Raw genomic sequence first — 17281 nt, 5'->3', positions numbered from 1 at the left:
GTATAATCAAACCTTAGCTCCTAGCCACTCTAACAGGATCAGATTCACCTGTTCCGGACATTCATCGTGGGGACAGTGACCAGCATGATCTAACTCCAATAGCTCTAAATTAGGATTGAGTTTAACAAACTTGCGAGCTAAGATGGGGGGAATCATTCGGTCTTTTAGTCCCCACATCAATAGCATAGGAATATCTAATGTAGGTAATAGGGATTTGACCGGTAGACTAAAGTTAGGAGCACTCATCCCTCTCAAAAGTCTACTAAAGGTTGCCGCAGCTCCGGGATCGGTGGCAGGTACACTCAGAATTTCTACTAAATCATCTGTAACTGCCTCTGGATTAGCATAAGCTAACCCTGCCCACTTACGAACAACCGTTGGACGTCGTACTACGTAAAATAGGGCTTTGAGTAGCACTGGTGATGCCACTAGATTCTCAACTGTTGAGACTATCGGTCCGAGCCAACTAGGAATGGCTTCTTCTCGGGCTTGGAAATCTGGTAAATTAATCATCACCAGACCTTTAACCATCTCTGGATGGGTCGCTGCTGCTCCTAGACCAACTAGGGAACCAATGGAGTTACCTACTAACACTACGGGTTTTTGGATAAATGTTTGCCAAAATTCATAAACCTGAGCTACCCAAAGGTCAATGGTGTAGTCAACCGCAGCTTTCCGGGATGCCCCAAAACCCAGCAGATCTAAAGCATAAACGGTATGATGTTGACCGATTACGTCTAGGTTATTACGCCAATGCCCGACCGAAGCACCAAACCCATGAAGCAGAATAACTGGTGTTGTCGGCTGGACAGTTAGGGGTTGGGGTGGGCGAAAATAGGTATAACGGATCGGCCAACCCCGCCAGACCCAATCCCTTTGACTACCAACTCGTTGCTGCCAATGCAAAGATTTGGTCACAAACTGCCTCAACTTCAAAAATATTTACAAAGCTTCTTGAGTCCATTATGCCTTCCCTATCAGGCAAAGGAGTAAGTTATAACTATTCCATCGGCCTTAGTTTCCTACGTGATGTTAATAATTTGAACAGAAACAAGAAAGGAATTAGTAAAATGGCAAGTGTATGTAGTAAGTCTATTTTTTGATTAATCCACTTAAGAAAATAAACAAACGCCTGTGAGTGATAATAGAAGACGCCAACGCGATCTACCCCAAATTAACGAAAGAATTAGGTTTCCCAAGATTAGAGCCATTGATACCGATGGGGCACAGCTGGGTATAATCACACCTCAAGATGCCCTGCGGATTGCTGAGGAAAAGGAGTTAGATCTTGTCCTGGTTAGTGACAAGGCAGATCCGCCAGTTTGTCGCATCATGGACTATGGCAAGTACAAATTTGAACAAGAGAAGAAAGCCCGTGAAGCCAAGAAGAAGCAGCACACGGCTGATGTCAAAGAAGTGAAGATGCGCTACAAAATAGAAGACCATGACTACAATGTGCGGGTCAATCAAGCGGAGCGCTTCCTGAAATCTGGCGATAAGGTCAAAGCTACCATTACCTTCCGAGGTCGAGAAATCCAACACAGTAATTTAGCTATGGCACTACTCGAGCGCATGGCTAATGATTTACAGGAATTGGCAGAAGTCCAGCAAGCCCCTAAGCGGGAAGGTCGCAACATGATGATGTTGCTCTCCCCCAAAAAATAGTGGTTATAGTGATTGGTCATCAGTGATTGGTCATTAGTGATTGGTCATTAGTGATTGGTCATTAGTCATTGGTCATTAGTCATTGGTAGCCACATGTGCAGGTGCCTGGAATTCATGTCTGAATACGTATGCACGGAGCAAGCAGCTTAAAATACCAAGGACTAGTGACTTAGGACTAGTGACGAAGGACGAAGGACTATATGAAATTGCCATCTCCGACTCGCCTGAAGGGTGACTGGGTTAGAACAATCCTAGAGTGGGTGAATCTTCGCCCAGAAGAAGGCGAGCGGACATTGTTGATGTTCGCCTTCCATACCACCACTTCCATTGGACTGCTTTGGTTAGAGTACAGTGCCATTGCCTTGTTTCTAGAGAAATATGGCGCGAAGTGGTTACCGGTGATTTATATTGCTAGTTCCGTGATCTGCTCTGGGTTGGGAGTATTATACTCCTGGTTGCAGAGCATTTTACCCCTGAGGTCAGTCTTGGTAGCGATCGCAATCCTAGCTGCCTTACCCTTGTTAGTGTTCCGCCTAGGCTTGGAGATTGAGTATGGCTATATTACTGTAGTCACTATCTTTCTATTGCGATTGTGGATGGATGCGGTGTACATCCTCAATGACCTTAATTCCCAGGTAGCGGCTAATCAATTATTCAACATTCGGGAAATTAAGCGTACTTATCCCCTCATCTCCAGTGGACTTTTGGTAGCTGATGTCCTCTCTGGCTTCTCATTACCTCTATTATTGCTGTTAGTGGGACTCAACAATGTGGTGGCTTTTGGGTCTGGCATGATGCTCCTCGGAGCACTGATCTTGGTTTATCTATGTCAGCACTACCAGCAAGCCTTTCCTAACTCCCCAGCACGACAGTGGGAAGAAATGGAGCCAGACTTTGCTGTGCGTCAGCCGAGTCAATCCCTCAGACAGTATGTCATCCCTTTATTTGCCTTTTTTATCTTAGGGGAAGCCCTGTACCTCCTAATTGAATTTCAGTATATGGGTCAATTGGAGGACAAACTGGATAGTTCAGCCATTGCTGGTTTTCTGGGTATATTCAGTGGCACTTTGGGACTTTTTGAACTGGTGACCCAATGGTTTATCTCTAGTCGGGTGATTGATCGCTTTGGTCTGTTCCTAAGCGCTATGGTATTACCTGGTTCTTTATCTGTGATTGGCTTAGTTACCCTAGCTAACATGGCAAGTTGGCTAAATTTTAATATTGGGTTGTTGCCTAGCTGGATAACAGGGCTATTTATTAGTGTAGTCTTACTCCGATTCGTTGATGAACTATTGCGCTTTACTTTAATTGCTAGTGTTCAACCGGTACTCTTCCAAGCCTTACCATCAGGGTTACGCTCTGTGGTGCAGACTACTGTACAAGGGATTGCCAAACCCATGACTACTGGCATTACTGGTCTTGGGATTTTAGCTACCATTGGGCTGCTGGATTGGGCTTTCCCCAATTTTGAGCCATTGCGGCATTGGGTGTTTATTCTAATGGTAGTGATTTTTGCCCTATTATGGCTGCTGAGTACCTGGTTGATGCGGGCTAATTATGGTTCATTGCTGCTGATCAATGCTGAGCAAGGACGTTTGGGTTCTGCCAATACCAATTTGCTGGATACTAAGACCGTCTTTGAGGAAGCGGTAAAGCGACTGAAAACTGAGCCGAAGAACCGCTCTGCTTACATTCAACTGTTGTATCAAATGGCTCCGGAAAAAGCGAGTAAGGTTCTTTCTCCCTTGCTGGGAGAAATGTCTACAGATTTGCAGCGCCAGAGTTTAGAGGTGATGTTGCCCTATCCCAACCCAGATTGTCTAAAAGATGTGTCTGGGTTGATTGATCAAAGACCACCAGTAGAAGTCCTGGCCTTAGCATTGCGCTATCTTTGGCTGGCTCAGGAAGACCTGAATATTCGGACAATTAAGCCTTATCTACAACCGGCTGTTGACCCAACTGTAAGAGCTACAGCAGCTGCATTAATTATGGGTCGGGGTACACCAAAAGAGAAATTTGAAGCCGTCAAAACCCTGCGGCGGATGCTCACCTCAAAAAAAGAGCAAGAACGGTTGATGGGTACCCGAGCGTTGGCAGAGATGGATTACTTGGAATCCTTGGTGGTTTATATTGATGACCTGTTAAGGGATAAGTCATTAAAGGTACGCTGTGCTTGTTTAGAGGTGATTGCTGCTAAAAGATTTGAAAAGTACTATCCGTCTTTAGTCAAGGCACTCTACTACACCTCTACCCGCAATGCTGCTCGTATGGCGTTGGTCAAGCAAGGGGATGAAGCCATTCCTTTATTGAGGGTTTTGTCTGAAGATATTCACAAGCCAGACCCAGTCAGGCGGCAAGCTTGGATGGCTCTCGGTGAGATTGGCAGACTCCAGGCTATAACTCAGAAGGGTACTCCTGAAGCTATGAAGCATTTGGTACAACAGTTGATGAGTAGTTGGGGGACAACCCGTCGTAATATTCTCACGATCCTGCTGAAGATTCCAGGGGAAGTTGGGATTGAAGCGGTGATGAACGAGTTAGGGCGTAGGGTCGTAGAAGCCTTAATTGAGCAAGAATTGATGTTTTTGGGTCAAATTTATGGCGCACTGCTGGATTTGACCTCAAAGAAAATAGCTGGACTGGAGGCAGATTTGCTGCGGCAGGGGCTTAATGATCTTCAACAAGATCTGGTGGATGTGTGTTTCTTACTCATGAAGTTTCTTTATCCATCGAGTGCCATCAAAGCAGCTGAGTTTAATCTAGCATCCCATTCTCGGTCAAACATTGCCCTAGGGTTAGAAATTTTGGATAATACCCTAGATATTCCTAATAAGAAAGCATTTTTGTCAATTTTAGACCGGCGTTCTCTGAAAGAAAAATTAGCTGCCCTAGTGGATTTAGTGCCTTATAAACCCATGACTGTAAGCGATCGCTTACGTCGGTTAATCGAGTTACGACATTTCTTGTCAGATTGGCCCCTAGCCTGTTGTTTTCATGTGGCCAGAGCAGCACACTGTTCCCTAGCACCAGCAGCGGCTATGAGTTGCCTACGTCATCCTACCGGTTTTGTGCGGGAAGCGGTTGTGGCTTATCTCAAAGAGATGTCACCTCGTGCTTGTGCAGAGTTGTTGCCAGTGCTTAGGAATGACCCAGATCCCTTGGTAGCTGCTCAAGCACAAGAGATTATCGGATAGTTTGATCAGTATAGTTGCCTATTGTTTGTACACTTTGCTGGCATCATCTCTAATCTCTCATGACTGTGGACAGTAGACCTAGGGGTGAAATAATGTCTGAAATTACCACAGTACAGTGGTAGAATCTTAATTCCACGTCTAGGTCTAGTTAACCATTAACTATCAACAATTAGCGGTATGGGTTAAACTTGTATTTTACTACAGGACGGCTATTCGCTAGCAGCCAACCGCTAACCCAACCACTAACCAATGTTATCTAGCATTGATCGTTTAATTTTTATCAGGGGTGTCCCTATTTTTCACGAATTGCGGGACGATTTTCTGATGCGACTAGCCTCTGTGATGGACGAGCTAGACTTTCCTTCTAACCATACCATCTTTGCTCAAGGGGAAGAGGGTAGGGAACTTTATATTGTAGTCTCAGGTTTGGTAAGAGTTCACATTGGTGAGCGGAATTTGGCACAGTTCAAGCAAGGAGCCTGCTTTGGGGAGATGTCCTTGTTTGATGCAGAACCTCGTTCCGCTTCTGTGACCACAATCGAACCTTGCCATTGTTTGATGTTGACACAGCTACAACTCTATGATGCCATTGATGAGACACCAGAATTTGCAATTAAGATTATTCGTATGCTGTCCCGCCGTATTCGGGAACTTAACAGCAATTTGAATACTAATCAGGTGAAAAATCCACCATCAGATTTGAGAAGGGTTGGAAGTCGTTTAACTGATTTCCGTGCTTAAGATAAGTCCTAGTTTTTTTGGTACTAGTTTTTTTGGTACTAGACCTGGCTCGTAGGTCGGTTAATCATTAACTTAATCAGCAACATCGGTTTATAATTAACATTAACTATGTCTTTTGTTGGTCTACACATTCACAGTGATTATAGCCTACTGGATGGAGCATCTCAGCTACCAGCACTGGTGGATCGAGCTGTTGAGTTGGGAATGCCTGCGATCGCACTGACAGATCATGGTGTGATGTACGGTGCTATTGAACTGATTAAAGTTTGCCTAAAAAAGGGCATTAAGCCGATAATCGGTAACGAAATGTATGTGATTAATGGGGATATTGAGGTCAAGAAGCGTTACCGAAAATATCATCAAGTCGTCTTAGCAAAAGATACCCAAGGCTACAAAAATTTAGTAAAACTAACAACTATTTCTAACCTGAAAGGGATGCAAGGAAAAGGAATTTTTGCTCGTCCCTGTATTAATAAAGAATTACTGGAGCAATATCACGAAGGGTTAATTGTTACTAGTGCTTGTTTGGGGGGTGAAGTTCCCCAAGCTATCCTAAAAGGTGACTTAGATCAAGCCCGTAAAGTAGCTAAGTGGTACCAAGAGGTTTTTGGGGATGATTACTATTTAGAGATTCAAGACCACGGCTCTGTAGAAGACCGAGTGGTTAATGTTGCTATTGTCAAAATCGCCAGTGAATTAGGAATTAAAATTATTGCGACTAATGACTCCCACTTTATCTCCTGCTATGACGTAGAAGCTCATGATGCTTTGCTGTGTATTCAAACCGCTAAACTGGTGACGGAAGAGAAACGGATGCGCTATAGTGGCACGGAGTATCTCAAGTCAGCAGAGGAAATGAAACGGCTGTTTCGAGATCACTTACCGTCCCAGGTGATAGAGGATGCGATCGCAAATACCTTAGAAGTAGCAGATAAAGTCAAGCACTACAATATTATGGGAGAGCCTCGCATCCCACACTACAAGGTATCCAAGGATTATACCCCTGACACTTATTTAGAAGAAATTACCTGGAATGGACTGATGAAGCGGCTAAAGTGTCGCTCTCGTAGTGAAATTGATCCAGTGTATAAAGCCCGGCTGGAGTATGAGTTAAAAATGCTCCAGCAGATGGGATTCTCTACTTACTTTTTAGTGGTTTGGGACTACATTAAATATGCCAGAGACAATGATATTCCCGTTGGTCCCGGTCGTGGTTCCGCAGCAGGTTCCCTAGTGGCTTATGTCCTAGAAATTACCAACATTGACCCCGTACATCATGGGCTACTGTTCGAGCGGTTTCTCAATCCAGAGCGGAAATCAATGCCAGATATTGACACAGATTTCTGCATTGAAAGACGGGATGAGGTGATTAAATATGTCACCAATCTCTATGGTGAAGACCGAGTAGCCCAGATTATTACATTTAACCGCATGACCTCTAAAGCGGTATTAAAAGATGTAGCGAGAGTGTTAGGAATTTCTTACCAAGACTCTAATCGTATGGCTAAGATGATTCCAGTAGCGCGAGGTAAGCCAGCCAAACTCTCAGTGATGATTTCTGATCAGACACCAACACCAGAGTTTAAAGAGGCTTACGATCAAGATCCGGAAGTTCATCGCTGGGTGGATATGGCGATTCGGATAGAAGGGACAAATAAAACTTTTGGTGTCCATGCTGCTGGTGTGGTTATTTCAGCAGATCCGTTAGATGAAATTGTGCCATTACAACTGAATAATGATGGTGCAGTGATTACCCAGTATTATATGGAAGACCTGGAAGCTCTGGGACTCCTGAAAATGGATTTTTTAGGACTAAAGAACTTAACCACTATTCAGAAAACCAAAGAGTTAGTTGAAAAGACTCAAAATCTTAAACTCGATTTAGATCAGATTCCCCTAGATGAAATTAAAGCTAAGAAAATTTTAGACAAGGGTGAACAGAAGAAAAAACCCCTAGATATTCAAAAAACTTACGAGCTCCTAGAAAAAGGTCAGTTAGAAGGAGTATTCCAATTAGAATCTTCGGGAATGCGTCAGGTAGTGCGAGACCTGAAACCTGACAGTATTGAAGATATTTCTTCAATTTTAGCTCTTTATCGTCCTGGTCCTCTAGATGCTGGTCTGATTCCTCAGTTTATTAATCGTAAACATGGTCGGGAAAAAGTAGAGTATCAACATCCTCTATTAGAGCCTATTTTAAAGGAGACTTATGGAATTCTATGTTTACCGAAAGGTACGTTAATTGATCAGCCCGATGGTTCTTATGTGCCCATTGAGGAAATTAAATCTGGCGACCTAGTATTAACCTCTGATGGTAAACAAGTTTGGCAAGCAAGGGTAGCTAAGCAATGGCGCAGTGGTATCAAAGACATCCTGAAAATTACGTTATCTAGTGGTACAGTTATCTATTCCAGTAAAAACCATCGCTTTTTAACACCAGATGGAGACAAATTTGCCTATGAGCTGAAACCAGTAAACCCGGTCGTCAAGAATGCTAATGGTTTGGCTTCTCAAGTTTATGAAAAATATCCCGAAGCCAGCAACAGTTTAGACCCGGTGGTGCGTTACGGGACGGGCTGTTCCAAAGCTGGCTACGAGGCGGAAAATCAGGGCGACCCCGTCCCTAACGCACCCTACGCCACATTTACTAGACCGAAGTTACAGCTAGACCCGGTGGTGCGTTACGGGACGGGCTGTCACAAAGCTGGCTACGAGGCGGAAAATCAGGGCGAGCCCGTTCCTAACGCACCCTACGGAACTCTACAGGCAACGCTAGCCAGACCGAAAGAGTCACATTACAAGACTTGGGATGTTCGGATAGTTTATGTTACCGCTGTTGAAGAGAGTGGGCAACAGGAGTGTTTTGATCTACAAATGGAGGAACAATCTTCCCCATACTTTCTGGCTCATAGCGTAGTAGTTCATAACTGCTTTCAGGAAAGCATCATGCGGATGGCCCAGGATTTGGCCGGTTATTCTCTAGGTCAAGCGGATTTACTGAGGCGGTGTTTGAGTGGATCAACTGAGATCGTGGATCCAGCAACCGGTCGTTTAGTTTCCCTGAGGGAGATTGCTTCTAAATCTAGTTACTGGTTGGGACGAAAGGTTTTTTCTCTGGATTTAAAGACCCAAAAAATTACCCAACGACCAATTATCGAAATTCATCCTAATGGGATTCGTGATGTTTGGGAGATTACTACCAAAACTAACCGCAACATTCGCGCAACGGATGATCATCTTTTCTACACCACTCTAGGATGGAAGCCTCTGAAAGAGTTTACCATAGGAAGTCCGATCGGTTTAGCTAAAGCATTACCAATTCGCTATACTCGTGAACTATCGAATAGTAAAGGTAAGCTAACTGATAATATCATTAGACTTCTTTCAGAAGTTGGGAACAGGGAACGGGGAACAGGGAACAGTGGACAGGAATTAACGAAAACAGTTGCGACTCCGAGTTTAGCACGTCACCAAGGCATTACTGATTCAGATGTTTTCTGGGATGAGATTGTGGAGCTGAAGTATCTTGGCCAAGAGGAGGTTTTTGATTTAAGTATTGCTGAAACTCATAACTTTATTGCCAATGACTTTATTGCTCACAATTGTATGGGTAAGAAGAAAGTGGCTGAGATGCAGAAGCATCGGGAGATTTTTATCGATGGTTCAACCAAAAATGGCGTGACTCAAGACATAGCTGAAGAGTTATTTGACCAAATGATTAAATTTGCTGAATATTGTCTCAGCTATGATACGGAGATTATCACAGTAGAGTATGGTCCGATGGCCATTGGTGAGATTGTCGAAAAAGGTATCCCATGTACTGTTTATAGCGTTGATAGTAATGGCTATGTTTATACCCAACCTATTGCTCAGTGGCATAACCGGGGAGAGCAAGAGGTGTTTGAATATACTCTAGACGATGGCTCAGTGATTCGAGCCACAAACGATCATAAGTTTATGACGATTGATGGTCAAATGCTGCCGATTGATGAGATATTTGAGGGAGGTTTGGAGTTGAAACAGTTAGAGGAGTTGCCTTTAGGGTTAATTGATCAAGCTAGTTAATTTTTCTGTAGTTTTGTTAAGGGAATAACCGCATAATAACGCTTTCAGATATTAAGAAATAATTCGCCAACAGCATCTTGACCTCGACCCAACCCGGATTGTGTATAATTTATGCAGAAATGTCACAAACTAAACATTAAGAAATCAAAATGCTAACGAAATTAGTTAAGAATGGATGGAATATCAAGTTTTTGTTGATGGCTACATCCTTACTCACACTTTTATCTTCTCAACCTGCCTTTGCTAATCAGGCATGTTCTACTGTTGAGTTTAATGGTTCGGCTGCCAAGCTTCGTTATAGGAATATACAAGGGGATGCAAGTAGCAGGACAATTTCCCAATCTAATTCAGTTAGAGGTTGGAGTTACAAAGGTCGTCTAGCTAGTTACGTTATATTCAATGGTAGTAAATCAGTTGTAATTGTAGAGGAATTTAATCCAAATACAGGACAATTCGGTCGTAAACTGGCGACTATTAATATTTCAAATAGTGATAGCATTCGCGGATGGGATTGGGATGAGGAAAAAGAAATAGCATCATTTTTGTTAGTAAATAGCTCAGGAACTTTCGTAGCTGTAGAAAAGTTTGGTCTATCAGGATTCGGTTCTCGAATAGCAACAGTCAAACTTTCTAATAGCGCTTTAAGTAAATTGGGTTCTTCTTGGACATGGGATGGTAACTTGGCTGAATACACTTTAAATGGTAGAACTAAAGTCGAATATTTTGATGGTGATTCTTGGGGTTCTCAACTTCCTAACAAGAGCTCATTTGTTGGGAACAATATAGTTGGAAGAAGTTGTTACTAAGAATGTAAGCATTCAGCTTATGCGCATTGCGCATTGGCGCACCCTAGGGGAACGGCGCACCCTAGGGGAACGCGAACAGCTTGCATAGGTAAGCATTCGTTTAATCTCTATTACAGAAAGCTGATGGCTGATAGCTGAATGCTTAGATAACTACTAACTATTAATACTGAAAATCACATCGTTACCGCCACCACCAAGAATATCATCACCATCTCCCGCATCTAGGTAATTTTTACCTTCTGTTGTCGAGGAAGACGAAAATGCAATGGCGATAATATCATTTTTAGGGTTGATAGTAATAGCCAATTCTCCGTAAAGGCTATCATCGCCACTACCACCAATTAGTCTATCATCTCCACGCTCACCAGCGATCGCATCATTACCTGCGTTGCCGTTAAGCAAATCATTGCCATTTTTGCCATCAATTAGATCATTACCATCCCCACCGTTAATAGTATCGTTACTATCCCCACCGGTCAGAGTATCAGTAACCGTTGAGGGAATCGTGGAAGCAGAAAAAGACGATTAAAAATCGATAGAAAAATCTCTAGAAAACAAAAAAAAGTATTCTCTGGGGTAGCATACTCCGGTAAAATGAAAAGTATAATACCAAAACTGAAGAATTGTAAACTAATATTAAGTAAAGCCATACATCGATTGAGTGTTTTTTCCTCTATGACCACCCAGTTTTTTGCTTCCCAGTGTGTGGAAATGACTGTGCCACAGGAATCTGTGCCGATTCAGCACTACTTGCGTCAGCCGGAACGGATAGTTTATGCGATCGCAGACCTGAATCGCATCCAACAACTGACTCAGAAGCGTTTTCGCCTGAAAATGAATCCATTACACTTTATGTCCTTGACATTTCAGCCCACGGTAGATCTAGAAGTGTGGGCAGAATCTGACGCTACTGTTCATCTGAGGTCTGTCGGTTGTGAAATTATAGGATTGGACTACATCAATCAACGCTTTGCACTGCAATTAACCGGAAAACTGCATCCTTGGGAAGATCACGGAGTGACTAAGCTCACCGGTAGAGCGGATTTAACTGTCAAGGTTGATGTGCCCTTACCTTTTTCCCTTACTCCCAAGCCAATCTTAGAAACCACTGGCAATGGTTTGCTCAAAAGCGTTTTGGTCAGGATTAAGCAAACATTGATGAACCAGCTGTTATTGGATTATCGTCAATGGGCTCGCAATGGCACCCAAACCAATATTTATACTCAGCACCAACCACCAGGAGCTCCCGCCATCTGATCTAGCAATCGGTGTGGGAGATGGGGAGATGGGGAGATGGGGAGATGGGGAGATGGGGAGATGGGGAGTGTGGGGAGATGGGGAGATGGGGAGATGGGGAGATGGGGAGATGGGGAGTTTTCCGGGAATTTTTCCCTATTGCTAGCATGCCTATTGCCTATTGCCTTTCCTTAAGGGAGTATGTTCAAAATAACCCTTAACCCTTCATCCTTGATAATTCCTTGTGACAAAGAGTATTACTAATCTCCCAATTAAAGCTGGTATAGTTGGTACTGGGTTTGCGGCTAAGCTACGAGCTCAGACATTGCAAACGGATTCGCGATCGCATTTAGTGGCTGTCTGTGGTCATACCCCTGCCAAAACCCAAGAGTTTGCTGAAACCCACGGCACTACAGTGGTGGATTCCTGGCAGCAATTGGTAGAACACCCGGAGCTTGATCTAGTATTTATTAGCACGATTAATCGGGATCATGGCAAAATTGCCCGTGCTGCTCTTAATGCTGGGAAACATGTTGTCACTGAATATCCCCTTTCCCTTGACCCCAAAGATGCCGAATCCCTGATTACCCTTGCCAACGCTAAGGGTAAGCTCCTCCATGTAGAACATATTGAGCTTTTAGGGGGCTTGCATCAAGCCTTGCGCCAATCCTTGCCCAAAATTGGTCAACCGGTTTATGCCCGTTACGTAACTATTTCGCCCAAACACCCTGCACCCCGCAGCTGGACATACAATCTGGAACTATTTGGCTTTCCCTTCATTGGTGCTCTTTCTCGCATTCACCGCTTTACAGACTTGTTTGGTGAAGTCGCTTCTGTGTATTGTCAATCCCAGTTTTGGGATGCTGGTGATCAGTACTTTACGGCCTGTCTATGTAATGCCCAACTGCGCTTTACTAGTGGTCTAATCGCAGATATTACCTATGGTAAAGGGGAAATGTTCTGGCAGAGGTTACGGAATTTTGAAGTCCATGGAGACCAAGGCACACTGCTGTTTGAGGGAGACCAAGGTAATCTGATTAAGGCAGAGGAAAGCAAACCAATTGAAGTAGCAGGGCGACGGGGTTTGTTTCTTAAAGATACCGCTATGGTCATTGACCATCTAGTTAAAGGAACACCCCTGTATGTAACGACCGTAGCTAGTTGCTATACTCTCAAGGTCGCAGATGGATTACGTCAGTCCGCAGCTACAGGTAATGCGATCGCGTAGCGTGGCCTACGGCCAATCGCTTTATTGTAGTGCTAAGTAATCAGCGATCAGCTATGAGCTTATAGATCACAGGCTAGAAGCCTGTGCCGCTAGAAGCCTGTGCCACAGTACTTGAGGTGCTTTTGAATCAAATAAGCTGACGGCTTACACTTATCAATTGAAATAATTTTCACCTAAAGATATATACCATAAAATTTAACTCAATCTTGTATAAATTACCTAAACTATATAAATCGTAACAAATATTTTAAACTTCATTACAAAATCAGATATGCCCTTGGCATACCATGATATGTTCTGTAACATACATCGAGTCAGGGTTCGTATGGGCTGATTGGACACGCAGCTTTCCCGCTCTCGAACTACCTAATGGTTAAGTTAGACAAGGAGGACACTTTGGATTTGCATTCTACTCAACCCCACAATGATCATGCTTGTGAAGGCATTAGCGATTATGTCGCGGAGCTTCAGTTTCACATGGCACTCCACGCCCGCAAATTAGTTCCTAACCTGACTAAAGCAGCAGATAGTAGAGAGCAACTATTGCAGCAAACCCAAGCTAATTTTGAAAAACTAGTTTCCCGACAATCCCGTTCACAGTGATAAAGCCTTAGCTCGATTTGCAGCAATCAACGATTCTGTATACTGTAGCGCCTCTTGCCAAACCTGATAGCCAAGAGGCGTTAAGTGTATGCCATCGGTTGTCAAGTTGTGCTGCATCTGACCTTTACTATCAGTAAACAACTTGTGAAGATTGAGATAGGCTGCTCCTTCTTGTTGAGCAATCTTAGCAATTTGTTGATTAAGATTACGAATGCGCTGATTAGAAATAGCAGTAGCTCGTGTCGGTAAAATCGATTGGATAATCAGTTGAGCTTGTGGGTGATTTTGCCGCAATTGACGAGTAATCTGGCGCAGGTTGTTGAGAATAACTTGATCGGTTTTCCCCTGACGCAAATCATTGATACCTGCCATCACATAAATTGTATCAGGACGAGTCTGGGAAAATGCCGATAATCGACTCAAAATTTGACTGGTATTCTCACCAGAAATACCTTGATTGAGCCAAAGTTGATATTTAGGTAATCCCTGTGCGGGTAACCACAAACTTAGGGAATCTCCCACTACCATAGACAGACGATTGTTACCCTGTCCGTAGGTAACAGCTCTGGCTTCCTGTGCCAAGAGTTGTTTCCATTGCTGATAGGTAGGTTTTGTGAGAGGCACTCCTTTGTGATTTAATCCCTTTGCCCAAAACGATGAGAAACTATGGGCAGGTAAGCGAGTATAAAGTTTGCCAGCTCTGAGGGCAGCTAATCGTTGGTAATATAGTTCCGTTCCCGACTTTGGTGAAGGAGTAGCAGGTCGATAGTTGGGTAAACGTTGCTGATATTTTATTTGCTGATACTTTAATAATTTAGCAGGTCTACGTTTCTGCCATTGACTACTAAATTGAGGAGAGGAGTTTTCTACAGTGGTTTCTACAGTAGGGACAATCTTATGACTAACCCCAGCCTGCAATGCTTTATTAGCTGTTGAAACTAACAGGCTTGAGAGGCTATCTGAGGGATTGGCAGGTAGGGGTGGTGGTGGTGGAGCAGACATTGCTCCTCCAGTGAGTAGAGTTGTTGTTAACAGATATAGATTGGTCATAATGTGCCCACTTTCCTCTCTATACTCTTTTCACATCAAGCAATGGAGGAAATCCGGACAACTTTGAAGCGTTTCTAATATTGTGTCAGGATAATGGCGTTGCTGAATGTTTGAATGAATATGAGTAGAGTGGGCATCCTGCCCGCCCGGAAATATATTGAAACTGGCAAGATGCCAGTTCCACGCAAGATGCCCATTCCACAAAACTCTTAAAATCATTCCATTATTCAGCAACGCCAACATAATTACCCTTAATCAAATCTCCCCATCTCCCCATCTCCCCATCTCCCCATCTCCCCATCTCCCCATCTTCCCATCTCCCCATCTCCCCATCTCCCCATCTCCCCATCTCCCCATCTCCTTAATGATGGGTATTCAAAGAAATCCCCATCATTCATTAAGGAAGGGATAGCTTAACGGGCACCGATCCGAATCACGTCTCCATCGAAGGTTGGCAGAGACAGCACAAAGGGATCAGTGGAATAGGTCAATGCTTGTTCTTCTAACATACCGATGGCAATTTCTTCACCCATGCGCAAACTATCATAGTAGTCAGTAAAGTAGTGAACGCCAGCCATATTGCGACCAATGGAAATATTGGCAGCCAGCTTGTTCAACTCACCCTCCAGAGTCAAAAAATCCCTCGTACGCTCTGAAACAAGTGTCGCCTCACCTTTCGTGTAGCCAGACAGATCAGGGGCACGGAACACAATTCCCTGATCTTTGGGGCTATAGCGTTTAAATCTGATCTGTGTCCTTGGTTGTCCCGGTTTTGAGTTTTTGACTGGTGTTTCTACTAAAACTGCACTGGTATCAAAGAATGCCTTAAGCATGGTCACACATGCTCCAGCAACAGTGGCATGTCCTGCACCATAGGCAGGGTGCATGGGAGACCCTTCAGGAAATGCCATTGGTAGTAGATAATTCGGTGAGCCAGAGCCATTTTGATTGGCTAGTTCCAAAATCGACTTGAGAGTACCGTTGCCTTCTAGTTCACGTTCAAACCTTCTAATGTACTTGATTAATGCTCTGGGTACACTAGCTTTAGCTTCATTAGGTAGCTCTTGAAATCGCCGTAATAGTTCAATCCGGGCTGCCAATGCCTCTGGTCGCAGGCGAATATGGTTATTGAACTTCTGGAAGCGGACAGCTTTGAGTGCTCGTGTGGCTACTTCAGTAACTAACGTTAAGATGTGTGGACCGCCGTAGAGGGCAAAACCAGCGGCATTGCGACGGGTTGCTGGATTACCTGCTGCCACACCACCCCCAGAAAGATGATCAAAACCAGGATCGAAGGGTGTTTGCATCCCCAGGAGAATGATGCAAGCGTTGAGATACGCTTCATAGAGAGCATCGTAATGAACATAAGTAGCTAAATCTCGGGGAGTGGAGATAAACCGACGAGCTGGACGATCTGGTAGCTTAGGGTTTTGATCATTCTCTAAAACATAGCTTTCTCTGTCTTGCTTAATCCCACGCTGAACCAAGACATAGTCTTCCATGTTGGTCATGTAATCTAGGTTAGGTGTTGCAATGGGAACCTTTTGATCAATTTGCAAAGCACCATAGGTAATTTTCCCTTCTGCAACGTTGCCACCACCATTGAGATCAACATTACCTATCAGTAGAAACTGAGAGAGATAGGGACCGACTTCCACTCCTGGAGAAGAGCCTCGGAATACGGTTTGCTCATCAAGCCTGCCTTTGGAATTCACCTTCCGAGGTCGTCCAGTTTGGTTGCGAATATAGTCGAGGGCATTGAGACGATTGATTGAACTCTCGATTTTGCTATTCGCTCCTCTTTTCTCAAAGTCATTGAGGGGCTGATCCCGCAGTATGGCTAATTCGTAGACTTCTGCTATCTCAAAAATTAGCTCTGGGTTAGCCTTACCGTTAGCATCGATTAACGGTGGTGCCGGAGGCATGGTAACTGCTTGTGGATCTGGTCCGTTTAGCTCAAAGACAACCCCTGCAGTTGGTGCTTCCCATTGTCTAAATTGCTCAAGCAGATCAGGGTCAGTCTCAGGCTTAATAGTGTAGTCTTGACCTGTAAATACTACCTCAAATTTGGCACCATGACGTACCCGATCAGAGAAGGGATCAATAAAGCCATCATCCACTGCACGGCGAAACTTGACAAAATCCAGTGGGTCTTGTAGTAGCCCTGTATCAGGGTTGTGAGGTAGCCCTTTGGTAAAGGACATAAAATACTGATCATCAGCATGTCGCTGTTCATCCCCATTGGCTTTATGGGTAGGATAGTCTCGACTTCTGGCTAGTTTTGCAGCGTCAAGGCGAACCTCAAAGGACTTCTCTGAACGATTTGCCATGGGAATCTCCTTAGGAAAAAGAATTTTGATATGTTTTGAAGATGTCTATTCAAATGTACAAAGTAATTTATGACTCTGGCAGTACCCACAAGGGTACTTTTTTCACCAAAAAAAATGGGTTGGTTTGTAAGCATTTAGCCCTTAGCTGACAGCATGATAGCTGACAGCTAAGGGCTGAAAATAAATCTCTTGCGAGAGAATTTTATACTTCGAGATTTTAGAGAATTGAAAGTCTAGAGAAAAGCCCAAGGCCAACGGCTGAGGGGTGACTGCACCTCAAGTAGCGTGCGTGGCACAGGCTTCTAGCCTGTGAAGTAGGGCATATGCTTACGCAGAATCTAGGCAGGAAAAGCCTTTGAAGAG

General features: G+C 43.9%; 13 protein-coding genes and 1 pseudogene. 8 read left to right on the top strand and 6 right to left on the bottom strand.

The features are described from left to right. Window positions 1-6: 6 nt before the first annotated feature. On the bottom strand, window positions 7-918 hold the full coding sequence (locus F6K53_RS23220; protein WP_075901073.1) for an alpha/beta fold hydrolase: 912 nt from the start codon (window positions 916-918) through the stop codon (window positions 7-9). A 216-nt stretch (window positions 919-1134) separates the two neighbouring features. On the opposite strand from F6K53_RS23220, the gene infC reads away from it, so the two are divergent. From infC to F6K53_RS23195, 5 genes are all read left to right on the top strand, one after another. Then, complete coding sequence (infC, locus tag F6K53_RS23215; protein WP_075901071.1) at window positions 1135-1665, top strand: translation initiation factor IF-3; 531 nt, start codon at window positions 1135-1137, stop codon at window positions 1663-1665. A 200-nt stretch (window positions 1666-1865) separates the two neighbouring features. Next, complete coding sequence (locus F6K53_RS23210) at window positions 1866-4859, top strand: MFS transporter (protein ID WP_293082336.1); 2994 nt, start codon at window positions 1866-1868, stop codon at window positions 4857-4859. A gap of 249 nt (window positions 4860-5108) precedes the next feature. Continuing rightward, window positions 5109-5600: a cyclic nucleotide-binding domain-containing protein gene (locus F6K53_RS23205; protein ID WP_075901067.1), complete on the top strand. Its 492-nt coding sequence runs from the start codon at window positions 5109-5111 to the stop codon at window positions 5598-5600. Window positions 5601-5708: 108 nt separating this feature from the next. Further along, window positions 5709-9665 carry a DNA polymerase III subunit alpha gene (gene dnaE, locus F6K53_RS23200; protein WP_293082333.1) on the top strand — a complete coding sequence of 1319 codons (3957 nt, stop codon included), beginning with the start codon at window positions 5709-5711 and terminating at the stop codon, window positions 9663-9665. Between the two features lie 149 nt (window positions 9666-9814). Beyond that, window positions 9815-10471 carry a hypothetical protein gene (locus tag F6K53_RS23195; RefSeq protein WP_293082332.1) on the top strand — a complete coding sequence of 219 codons (657 nt, stop codon included), beginning with the start codon at window positions 9815-9817 and terminating at the stop codon, window positions 10469-10471. 153 nt (window positions 10472-10624) lie between these two features. Here the strand turns inward: F6K53_RS23195 and F6K53_RS23190 are convergent, their stop codons facing one another. Both F6K53_RS23190 and F6K53_RS45995 read right to left on the bottom strand, forming a co-directional pair. Continuing rightward, window positions 10625-10873, bottom strand: coding sequence for a hypothetical protein (locus F6K53_RS23190; RefSeq protein ID WP_293082330.1), 249 nt, complete (start codon window positions 10871-10873; stop codon window positions 10625-10627). A gap of 6 nt (window positions 10874-10879) precedes the next feature. Beyond that, a pseudogene (locus F6K53_RS45995) lies at window positions 10880-10951 on the bottom strand (calcium-binding protein); the annotation flags it as partial. Window positions 10952-11146: 195 nt separating this feature from the next. On the opposite strand from F6K53_RS45995, the gene F6K53_RS23185 reads away from it, so the two are divergent. From F6K53_RS23185 to F6K53_RS23175, 3 genes are all read left to right on the top strand, one after another. Then, window positions 11147-11728 (top strand): DUF1997 domain-containing protein, encoded by a 582-nt coding sequence (locus F6K53_RS23185; protein ID WP_293082327.1) that lies wholly within the window; start codon window positions 11147-11149, stop codon window positions 11726-11728. A gap of 223 nt (window positions 11729-11951) precedes the next feature. Beyond that, complete coding sequence (locus tag F6K53_RS23180) at window positions 11952-12935, top strand: Gfo/Idh/MocA family oxidoreductase (RefSeq protein WP_293082325.1); 984 nt, start codon at window positions 11952-11954, stop codon at window positions 12933-12935. A gap of 369 nt (window positions 12936-13304) precedes the next feature. After that, window positions 13305-13538, top strand: coding sequence for a hypothetical protein (locus F6K53_RS23175; protein WP_293023456.1), 234 nt, complete (start codon window positions 13305-13307; stop codon window positions 13536-13538). Here the strand turns inward: F6K53_RS23175 and F6K53_RS23170 are convergent. From F6K53_RS23170 to F6K53_RS23160, 3 genes are all read right to left on the bottom strand, one after another. Next, the gene (locus F6K53_RS23170) at window positions 13530-14588 is read right to left on the bottom strand and encodes a GDSL-type esterase/lipase family protein (RefSeq protein WP_293082322.1); all 1059 of its coding nucleotides are present in this window, start codon (window positions 14586-14588) and stop codon (window positions 13530-13532) included. The genes F6K53_RS23175 and F6K53_RS23170 overlap by 9 nt on opposite strands. A gap of 223 nt (window positions 14589-14811) precedes the next feature. After that, the gene (locus tag F6K53_RS23165; RefSeq protein WP_269087049.1) at window positions 14812-14937 is read right to left on the bottom strand and encodes a hypothetical protein; all 126 of its coding nucleotides are present in this window, start codon (window positions 14935-14937) and stop codon (window positions 14812-14814) included. A gap of 64 nt (window positions 14938-15001) precedes the next feature. Beyond that, window positions 15002-16918, bottom strand: coding sequence for a vanadium-dependent haloperoxidase (locus F6K53_RS23160; RefSeq protein WP_293082320.1), 1917 nt, complete (start codon window positions 16916-16918; stop codon window positions 15002-15004). Window positions 16919-17281 lie beyond the last annotated feature (363 nt).

Origin of the sequence: Moorena sp. SIO4A1 (genome assembly GCF_010672065.1) — a bacterium.
GTDB lineage: Bacteria > Cyanobacteriota > Cyanobacteriia > Cyanobacteriales > Coleofasciculaceae > Moorena.
The sequence above is the reverse complement of the archived record's forward strand: the minus strand, read 5'-3'. Positions and strand labels throughout refer to the sequence as shown.

Coding starts and splice junctions, on each gene's coding strand:
- F6K53_RS23210 (WP_293082336.1), top strand. CDS start 1,866: ATGAAATTGCCATCTCCGACTCGCCTGAAGGGTGACTGGGTTAGAACA.
- F6K53_RS23205 (WP_075901067.1), top strand. CDS start 5,109: ATGTTATCTAGCATTGATCGTTTAATTTTTATCAGGGGTGTCCCTATT.
- dnaE (WP_293082333.1), top strand. CDS start 5,709: ATGTCTTTTGTTGGTCTACACATTCACAGTGATTATAGCCTACTGGAT.
- F6K53_RS23195 (WP_293082332.1), top strand. CDS start 9,815: ATGCTAACGAAATTAGTTAAGAATGGATGGAATATCAAGTTTTTGTTG.
- F6K53_RS23185 (WP_293082327.1), top strand. CDS start 11,147: ATGACCACCCAGTTTTTTGCTTCCCAGTGTGTGGAAATGACTGTGCCA.
- F6K53_RS23175 (WP_293023456.1), top strand. CDS start 13,305: ATGGTTAAGTTAGACAAGGAGGACACTTTGGATTTGCATTCTACTCAA.
- F6K53_RS23170 (WP_293082322.1), bottom strand. CDS start 14,588: ATGACCAATCTATATCTGTTAACAACAACTCTACTCACTGGAGGAGCA.
- F6K53_RS23165 (WP_269087049.1), bottom strand. CDS start 14,937: ATGGGGAGATGGGGAGATGGGGAGATGGGGAGATGGGAAGATGGGGAG.
- F6K53_RS23160 (WP_293082320.1), bottom strand. CDS start 16,918: ATGGCAAATCGTTCAGAGAAGTCCTTTGAGGTTCGCCTTGACGCTGCA.